The sequence below is a fragment of the Streptomyces flavofungini genome, from assembly GCF_041028215.1.
GTDB lineage: Bacteria > Actinomycetota > Actinomycetes > Streptomycetales > Streptomycetaceae > Streptomyces > Streptomyces flavofungini_B.
The window spans coordinates 1-1,453 of sequence record NZ_JASKYR010001228.1; the positions used below are offsets into that span (position 1 = coordinate 1).

A 1,453-nucleotide genomic window follows, 5' to 3' on the forward strand; every position below is an offset into this window, starting at 1 on the left:
GGCTCGGAACCGGGCTCGGAATCGGGCGCGGGGCCCGGTTCGCCGGAGTCGCCGCCCCGGTCCACCGCGTCACCGGCCTTCGTGAGCCCGTCGGCGAAGACCGCCATGGCCTTCGCGAGCCCCTCGGCCCGGAAGGTCTCCTCCACGCGCGCGACGAAGGCCCGCTGCTCCGCCGCGTCCGGAAGAACCTCCACGACCGGCGGTTCATGCGCCACGACCCGCGCGAGACGGTCGGGGCGGGTGGCGAGCAGGTGCAGGGCGGCGATGGCGCCGGAGCTGGCACCGAACACCCGGGCGGGTTCACCGGGCGACAGCAGTTCGATGAGCCGCGACGCGTCATCGGCGTGGACGGCCACCCGCTGCTCGGCCCCGGGGTCGTCCAGCGGACTGCGGGCCAGGCCTCGCGGATCGTAGGTGGCGACGGTGTGCTCGGCGGCCAGCGCGTCGGCGACGCCGTCGAAGGCTGCCGCGCCGCCGGAACCGCCGGGGATCAGCAGCAACAGCGGTCCACTGCCGCGTACCTCGTAGTGCAGGGTCGCGCCTTCGGTGCGCAGCATGCCTAGGGTCGGTGCGCTCATGAGGGGTCTCCGTCCGGGGCCGGTGGCCAGTGCTCAAGGGTGGCGTGGAGCGCGTCGAGGGCGCGCTCCCAGGACCGCTGCGGCGCCCGCGCGTGGCCGAAGCCGCCCGCGGCCTCCAGGGCGACGAACCCGTGGAAGGTGCTGCGCAGCAGGCGGACGGCGTCGGTCAGGTCGGGCTCGGCGAGGCCGTAACCGCGCAGCATGCCGTAGGTCAGCTCGACGGCACGGCGCGGCCCTTCGGCCCGCTCGGCCAGCTCGGGGTCGATCCGGAGGCGGATCTGCGTCGCCGTGTAGCGGCCCGGGTGCCGGTGGGCGTACTCCCGCCAGGCGTCGGCGTACGCCACCAGGGCCTCCTTGCCCGCCCTGCCGACGGTCGCCTCCGCGATCCGCAGGGTCTTCTCGTCGGCGGCGAGGAGCGCGATCCGTCCGCGCAGGTCCTCAAGCCCGCGAACGTGCGAATACAGGCTCGCGTCCTTCACGCCGAGGCGGCTCGCCACGCGCGCCATCGTCACCTGCTCCAGCCCGATCTCGTCCGCCAGTTCAGCGGCGGCGAGGGTCACCCGATCCGCCGTGAGCCCCGCCCGCACCATGCGTCCACCTCGTTCCTAGGGCTCCTAGTTATAACCTAAGAGTCCTAGGCAAGCCAAGCTCAAATCCAGCTCTGAGGACCGGCTGACCAGGCGTCATCGGAGGAGGAAACGGGGATACCGGCACGAAAGCGGGATACGGGGATTCGGGGGTATTGGGGATGATCTTCAGCGTGTACGAGATCGCCTACCTGGCCGGTGGGGAGCGCCGGGTGGCGGAGACCGCGGTGATCGTGCTGGCCGAGCGCGGCCTGCTCACGGTGCGGGCGGCCCGGGTGGTGCCGGTCC

The 1,453-nt window shown here is 73.0% G+C and carries 2 protein-coding genes; both read right to left on the bottom strand.

The features are described 5' to 3' along the window. A partial coding sequence (locus AB8Z36_RS39970; RefSeq protein ID WP_369218264.1) for an alpha/beta fold hydrolase occupies positions 1-578 on the bottom strand: 578 nt, incomplete at its 3' end. Then, positions 575-1,168, bottom strand: coding sequence for a TetR/AcrR family transcriptional regulator (locus AB8Z36_RS39975; RefSeq protein WP_369218265.1), 594 nt, complete (start codon positions 1,166-1,168; stop codon positions 575-577). The genes AB8Z36_RS39970 and AB8Z36_RS39975, both read right to left, overlap by 4 nt. Positions 1,169-1,453: the final 285 nt, after the last annotated feature.

What these genes read in the sequence shown, in the direction of transcription:
- AB8Z36_RS39975 (WP_369218265.1), bottom strand. Translation starts at nt 1,168, where the DNA reads ATGGTGCGGGCGGGGCTCACGGCGGATCGGGTGACCCTCGCCGCCGCT.